The sequence below is a fragment of the Streptomyces sp. NPDC059679 genome (assembly GCF_042734105.1).
Lineage (GTDB): Bacteria > Actinomycetota > Actinomycetes > Streptomycetales > Streptomycetaceae > Streptomyces.
In genome coordinates this window covers 23,137-29,788 of the sequence record NZ_JBHWES010000104.1, presented here as the reverse complement: position 1 = coordinate 29,788, position 6,652 = coordinate 23,137, and the positions used below count along the sequence as shown (strand labels likewise).

The 6,652-nt window shown below is 67.5% G+C and carries 5 protein-coding genes; 1 reads left to right on the top strand and 4 read right to left on the bottom strand.

All coding sequences use genetic code 11. The features are described from left to right. Positions 1-304 precede the first annotated feature (304 nt). A complete protein-coding gene (locus ACFV2X_RS51885; protein WP_385630449.1) occupies positions 305-2,494 on the top strand; it encodes a polysaccharide lyase family 8 super-sandwich domain-containing protein in 2,190 nt (729 codons plus the stop codon). A gap of 63 nt (positions 2,495-2,557) precedes the next feature. On the opposite strand, the gene ACFV2X_RS51880 is transcribed toward ACFV2X_RS51885, so the two are convergent. The 4 genes from ACFV2X_RS51880 to ACFV2X_RS51865 all read right to left on the bottom strand — a co-directional run bounded on the left by ACFV2X_RS51880 (position 2,558) and on the right by ACFV2X_RS51865 (position 6,643). Then, positions 2,558-3,334 (bottom strand): hypothetical protein, encoded by a 777-nt coding sequence (locus ACFV2X_RS51880; RefSeq protein ID WP_385630446.1) that lies wholly within the window; start codon positions 3,332-3,334, stop codon positions 2,558-2,560. Between the two features lie 363 nt (positions 3,335-3,697). Next, positions 3,698-4,777, bottom strand: coding sequence for a glycosidase (locus tag ACFV2X_RS51875; protein WP_089511648.1), 1,080 nt, complete (start codon positions 4,775-4,777; stop codon positions 3,698-3,700). Between the two features lie 2 nt (positions 4,778-4,779). Next, entirely contained in the window at positions 4,780-5,622 is an 843-nt protein-coding gene (locus ACFV2X_RS51870; RefSeq protein ID WP_385630444.1) for a carbohydrate ABC transporter permease, read from the bottom strand. A 1-nt stretch (position 5,623) separates the two neighbouring features. After that, positions 5,624-6,643: a carbohydrate ABC transporter permease gene (locus ACFV2X_RS51865; protein WP_385630441.1), complete on the bottom strand. Its 1,020-nt coding sequence runs from the start codon at positions 6,641-6,643 to the stop codon at positions 5,624-5,626. Positions 6,644-6,652 lie beyond the last annotated feature (9 nt).

Sequence of the window (6,652 nt, the reverse complement as noted above, 5' to 3'; positions counted from 1 at the left end):
ACGCAAAGACCACCCCACACCCGCTCCCACCCCGCTACACTCCCCACCCCCAGGCCGCTGACCAGCAGGAATGGAGAAGTCCGGCTGGAGTACTAGGGGGCCGAAGCCGCCCTCGCCCACCCAGCGTCGCGACTGTTGACGTACCCAGGCCGTAGCCGGTAACTGTTTACCAGCCGCCTTCAAACCGGTTTAGAAATCGGCCAAGCCGAAGCCGTGACCGAATCAGCACCCGGAAGACCTCGTCAACCGACGCACGCCCCCACGGCAGCGTTGTCAGGATCTGGGCGCGCCCAAAGGAGTCCGCATGACGGAAAACGGAGTCGTACCCCTGCCCGATCGACGTCGCGTCCTACTCGGGGGCCTCGGGATCACCGCCGGTGTCGCCGGGCTGACGCTGTCGGTGCCAGCTCTCGCGCGGGCTGCGGAGGCCAGTGGGAGTCGAGCGGTCACGGATGACATTCAGCTCATCATCGAACGCCTGCAGCAGCGGTTTCTTGCCCAGGGCGACCAGGTGAGGATCGCCAATGGCATCTTCCTCGCCCGTACGTCCGAGGCGCTGGCCTATGTCGACTCCCTGCGCGCCGACGGCTCGTGGCCCGATGTGGACTACGGTGACACCACCAGTTCCGCCAACGGTCGAGTCTGGTCGCCCTATCACGCGCTGTACCGCATGATCGCGATGGCTCACGCCTACCGTGACCCGGATGCCGCGGGCTACGGCAAACCGCAGCTGATCGAAACCCTGAACCGTGCGCTTCTCTACTGGGACAGTGTCAAACCGACCAGCACGAACTGGTGGGAAGTCGAGATCGGCAAGTCGATGGCCATGGGCCGGGTGTCGATCTTTGTCGGCGACGAACTCAGCACCCAGGCGCGGGAGGTGACCTACGCCCACAACACCGGCCGCCTGGACCCGGCCGGGGCGAACGGCTCCTGGAGGACCGAGAACTACCTCTATGAGGCCGTCGCGAAGCGCGCGACCGCCGACATCGAGCAGGGTTACGCCACCATGTCGCAGACGGTCGCCGTCGACAGCAGCGGTAAGGTCACCGAGGCCGTGCAGGTGGACTCGTCCTTCTGGGCGCATGGGGCGCAGCTCTACAGCGAGGGCTACGGCATGGCCCTGTTCACCATCGTCGCGGCCTGGGCCGATGTCGCGCGCGGCACCAGCTTCGCCTTCTCGCCCGAGGACATCGACGCCATCGCCTTCTACATCCTTGACGGGACCCGCTGGCTGATCCGCGGGGAGATCGGGATGATGTATCTCGGGTACCGTCCCTCCAATACCATCGATGGCATTACGAGTTACGCGGCCGACTTCCTCGAGCCGCTCGACCGGATGGTGCGGGCCGATGAGAGAAACTCGGCGGCGTATCAGCGGCTTGCCGACAATATCCGCGGGAAGAGCCGGGAGAACGGCGTCACCGGGCATAAGTATTTCTGGCGCTCGGAGTTCTCCTCGCATCTGCGGGACGCGTATGGAATCTTCACCAGGGTCAATTCCCTTCGTATGAAGGGCAGCGAGTACCGCTCCACCTTCCGGCCCGAAGTCGGCAACGAGATCGACTGGAATGCGGCGGGAGCCACCTCGATCCAGGTCACGAACCGGGAATACGACGACCTCGTACCCGCCTTCGACTGGTTCCACTACCCGGGTGTCACCGCGCCCTACACCAAGGTGACGACGCAGTCGAGTCCCGCCAACCGCGGCAGCTTCACCGGCGGCGTCTCCGACGGGCGTTACGGGGCAAGCGTCTTCACCCTCGACCGGTTCTCGACGACGGGGCGCAAGAGCTACTTCTACTTCGACGATGAGATGGTCGCGCTCGGCGCCGGGATCAGTTCTACCTCGCAGCACGCCGTCCATACGACCGTCAATCAGGGAGCGGCCCGGCCCAATGCCTCCGTCGGCGGCAAGGCCGTACGCCCGGGGACCGATTCAGCTGCCACCGGCGCCTCATGGGCGTACAACGACGAGATCGGCTATGTCTTCCCGGAGGGTGGGCCGTTGAAGGTCTCGAACAAGGAGCAGACCGGGAGCTGGCTCGACCGTGATCCGGTGAAGCGGAATGCCTTTACCCTCTTCTTCGACCACGGCACCACCCCGGATGGAGCCAAATACGCCTACGTCCTCCTTCCCGGCGCGACACCCGAAAAGATCCGCTCCTATGCGGCCAAGCCGGTCGTCAAGATCCTGCGCAACGACGAGCAGGTCCAAGCGGTCCGCCACCCGCGGCTGCGGCTGACGATGGCGACCTTCCATGCCGCGGGCTCCCTCGACCTGGGATCAGGCCGCACGCTGCGGGTCGATCAGCCCGCCATCATCATGCTCGACGAGGACGGCAGCTCCGCCGTGGTGAGCGTCGCCAACCCCGACCAGCCCGGCCTGACGGTCTCCGTCACCCTTGCCGCCCCCGGCCGCACCCGTCGTGCCAGTTTCCCGCTGGGCGCCGGCCCGAACCTCGGCAAGACGGTGACGCAGCCCCTCAGGTGACGCGAAGCGCAGACATAAACCGGCTTGCGGCCGACGGCTTCTCTCCGCCGGCCGCAAGCCGGTTCAGCCTCGATCCACCGACGCGGCTTGAGAGTGATCTTTTGAGCGGCTTGTGAGCCGGGTGTGAGCGGTAGCCGTGGCTGGACAGGTGTTGCCCGCTGGTCTGTCCAGCTCTTCCACGTTTCGGCTCCGGTCGGGCCCTGGCGGGCGGGTGGTGAGGTGGTCGGTGACCTGCTCGCTCTTCGTGTGGCTGGCGAAGGCGGTGTAGTCGGGCATCTCGGCGACCTCCGCATCGGAGATGAGCTCCCCGGTATCGGGATCGGGCACGGCGGTGGGGTAGGTGATCTGTTGCCATACGCTGTCGTTGCTGGCGAGGACGGCACGGCGGCGTATCCGCGCGGCGGCGCTCGCCGACCGGGAGGTGGGGGTGCAGATCGTGGCGAGCAGCGGGTGCAGGGTGCGTCCCCCCTTGAACCGGCCGTACGGGGCGTCCTGCTTGGCCCGGCCGTAGACCCGGTTATGGGGGGAGTCGACGTCGATCAACGCCACCTGCCCCGCGCGCGGCAGCAGCGAGGTGTGTGCGGCCAGCGCGGCCCGGAATCTGCGGTGCATGGCGTGGAGCTGGAGCGCGTGACCGTGGGTGAACGCACGTAGGAACGTACCCAGGGTGGAGAGGGCACGGATCCCGCCGAACAGAGTCGGCATCGCTCCGTGCCGCAGGACGTCCAGGTCGTTCATGCTGTCCGCACCCGCGACCATGCCGGCCACGATGCTGGTGACCTTGGCATCCGCCGCGGCACCCGCGCTGTTCTTCGCCCCGGTCAGCTTCACCTCGTCCACGGCCACACGTCCACGGCCAGACGGGCAAGTCCGCACCGCTCGGCCAGTCGCATCACCGGGACCAGCCCGGCATACGCGACCAGATTCCGGTCATCGAACACGGCGCACACCGCCGAAACGGCATGGGGAGATTGCATCTCGCGGATGCACATCGTCCCAGCTCAGAGAGCATCCTCGTCTTCATGTTCCTGCCCTGGACCTACTATTGCCCGGTGGATCGAGGTTGAGTGGCTCTTCACAGATCACGGTGCCGGGTCCGCGCGCCTTGGCCATCGGCAGGCCCACCGTTCGCTCCGGGGTCTGCCCGACTGGTCGAACCGGCTTGGGCAGAACCGAGGCCCACAGTTCGGCCGCCGGTATACGTCAGTCCGCGGTCCGCTCCAGGGCGGCTACGCCGATCGCGCTGTCCGCCATCCCGTAGAACACATAGACAGTCCCCGCGATGCGCTCGACCGCCGTCGGGAAGACAACGTTGCCAAGCGTTCCTACCGTCTCCTCGCGGGTCTCCGGAGACAGCCACGGCTGCTGCGAGCGCGCCAGCACCCGCGCCGGATCGTCCGGGTCCAGCAGCATGCCCCCGGCTCGGTAGACGGCGCCATGGCTGAGCTCAAAGCCCCGCGCGACCGGACCGGTCACACCGTGGTGGATGAGCAGCCAGCCCTCGGGCACCCGCAGTGGCGGCGGACCCGCACCGATCTTCGCCGCCTCGAACGGCATCTCCGGAGCGGCCACCGGAGCGGAGTGCCGCAGCGAGGTCAGCGCGGAAAGATCGCGGCGGGCCGCCTCGGCGTCCACGTACGCGATCCAGATCGACGGGCGGCCGTCGGCCACCCCGGCCGGGGCCGGGGCGCCCTCGCCCGGGCGCAGCCAGTCCAGGTCCCACATCGGCCGGTGCAACATCGCGAAGCTCGCACGGCCGTCGGGTCCGGGCACGATCTCGGGGAAGAAGACAAGGTCTTTATTGGGGAAGAAGTTCAAGTCGGTGGACAGGTGCGACTGATACGTGAAATGCAGTGGGCCCAGACGGCGCCAGCTGATCGTGTCCGTAGAGACGGCCAACGCGGGCCGCGGGCCGAGCGGACCGTAGGCGACGTACGTCATGACGTGCACGCCCAGGTCGGGGATGAAGGTGATGCGGGGGTCCTCCACGCCGGCGTTGTGTGCACCGCGCTCGAAGCCTTCGTCCGGGGACAGCACCACGCCCTGGCGCTCGACGCCGACCGGTACGCCGTCTTCGATCACGACACGGGCGCGGCCGATCCGGGAGACATTGCCTGCCGCGACCATGCGGGGGAAGAGATAGAGCTCGCCGTCGGGTCCCCAGGCGGTGGCCGGATTGAGGACGCCCTCGGCCTCCAGGGGGTCGGTGGGGTCGGCGTTCATGAGCACGCCGACCCGGTTCAGTGCATACGGGAGCGCGCTTTCGGTGTTGAGCCGGGTCATACCTAGCCTTTGATCGCGGATCCGAGGTTGGCGGAGGTGAAGTGGCGCTGGAAGAGCAGAAAGAGGACGACGGCCGGCACCGCCAACACGCAGGCACCGGCGAGCACAGCGCCCATGGGATTGGCCTGGAAGGTGGAATTGGCCTGCGAGAAGTTCGCCAGGCTGACCGCGAGGGGCTGCATCCCCTGGTCCTTGGTCACCAGGAACGGCCAGAGGAACTCGTTCCACGGGCCGATGAAGGTCACCAGCATGGCGGTGAGAATCGCCGGGCGCACCAGTGGCATCGCCACGGAGCGCAGGATGCGCAGCTCACTCGCTCCGTCCATGCGCGCCGCGTCGAAGATCTCGCGCGGGATCTGGAGGAAGTACTGGCGGAAGATGAGCACGGCGACGGAGTTGATGGCGAACGGCAGGATCATTCCGGCGTAGCTGTCGGCGAGGCCGAAGTAACGTACCACCATCACGTACAGCGGGATCATCAGCAGCTGGAACGGGATCGCCTGGACCAGCAGGACGAGCGCGAACACCAGGCCGCGGCCGCGGAAGCGCAGGATCGCCAGGGCGTAGCCGGCCAGCAGGCCGAAGACCAGCGTGCAGGCCACCACCCCGACCGTCATGATCAGTGAGTTGGCCAGGGCGCCCAGCAGGCTGAACGAGTCGTCGATACCTGCGAGGTTGTCCAGGGTCAGGTTGCCCGGCTTCGGCAGCAGGCCGCCGAGGCCGGTGTCGCGCTTCTTCTGCAGCGCCCCGATGAGCATGTAGTAGAACGGCAGCAGCGCGGCGATGGCGCCGAGGCCGAGCGTGGCGTAGCGCAGGATGCGGGCGATGCGCGGGATGCGGGCCATATCAGTCCCTCTCCATGACGCGCCGGGCGACGGTCGCGATGATGAGCACGCCGGTGACGAGAATCAGTCCGATGGCTGCCGCGGCATCCGGCTCGCCCTCCTCGATGCCCCGCTGGTAGACCAGCAGCGCGGGGGTGAGTGAGGCTCCGCTCGGGCCGCCGCCGGTGAGCAGGAACGGCTCGGTGAAGATCTGTCCGGCAGTGATGATCGACAACAGGATGACGAGCGAGGTGACGGGCCGGACGGCCGGCAGGGTGACGGCCCGGAACGCCTGCCAGCGCCCGGCTCCGTCGGTCAGTGCCGCCTCGTGCAGCTCCTTGGGCACGTTCTGTAGCGCGGCGAGGTAGAGCAGGATGTAGAACCCGAGCTGCTTCCAGGTGACGTAGACGGCGATGAGCGGCATCACCAGGTGCTTGTTCGCCAGCCAGGACGGGTCCGGGGCCCAGGGGCCGAGGACGTTGTTGACGGCACCGGAGCCGTTGAACAGAAACAGCCAGACTGCCAGCGTGGCGACCGAGGCCGTCACGTACGGCACGTAGTACGCCACCCGGAAGAATCCGCGCCAGTGAGTCGCGGCATTCAGTGCCGACGCCAGCGCGAGCGCCAGCACCACGGTCAGCGGAATATTGATCGCCATGAACAACCCGAGGTTGGCGAAGGCGCGCTGGGTCTTCTCCTCGCCGAGGACCTCGGTGAAGTTGTCGAACCCGACGAACGGGTGCGGCACGGAAACGCCGGGCGCGGTGAAGAAATAGTCGTGGAAGGCCATCCATATGCCGACCCCGAACGGGATGATGAACACGACTAGGACGTAGGCGGTGTACGGCGCGGTCAGGACGAGCCCGAGCGGGTTGTTGCCCAGCCAACGCTCGAGCCGCGAGGCGCCGGGCCGGCGACCCGGGATACGGCGTTCGGGCGCGGCTGCCGGCGGGGCGTGGCGGGGCGATGGCCGGGGGTGCCGGCCACGGGGCGGATCACCTGCGGCCTGGGTCCCATCGCGACTGTCGCGGAGTGATTTCATGGTGTGCCT

Bases quoted from the DNA above. Each gene is read 5' to 3' on its own strand.
- ACFV2X_RS51865 (WP_385630441.1), bottom strand. From the start codon at position 6,643: ATGAAATCACTCCGCGACAGTCGCGATGGGACCCAGGCCGCAGGTGAT.
- ACFV2X_RS51870 (WP_385630444.1), bottom strand. From the start codon at position 5,622: ATGGCCCGCATCCCGCGCATCGCCCGCATCCTGCGCTACGCCACGCTC.
- ACFV2X_RS51875 (WP_089511648.1), bottom strand. From the start codon at position 4,777: ATGACCCGGCTCAACACCGAAAGCGCGCTCCCGTATGCACTGAACCGG.
- ACFV2X_RS51885 (WP_385630449.1), top strand. From the start codon at position 305: ATGACGGAAAACGGAGTCGTACCCCTGCCCGATCGACGTCGCGTCCTA.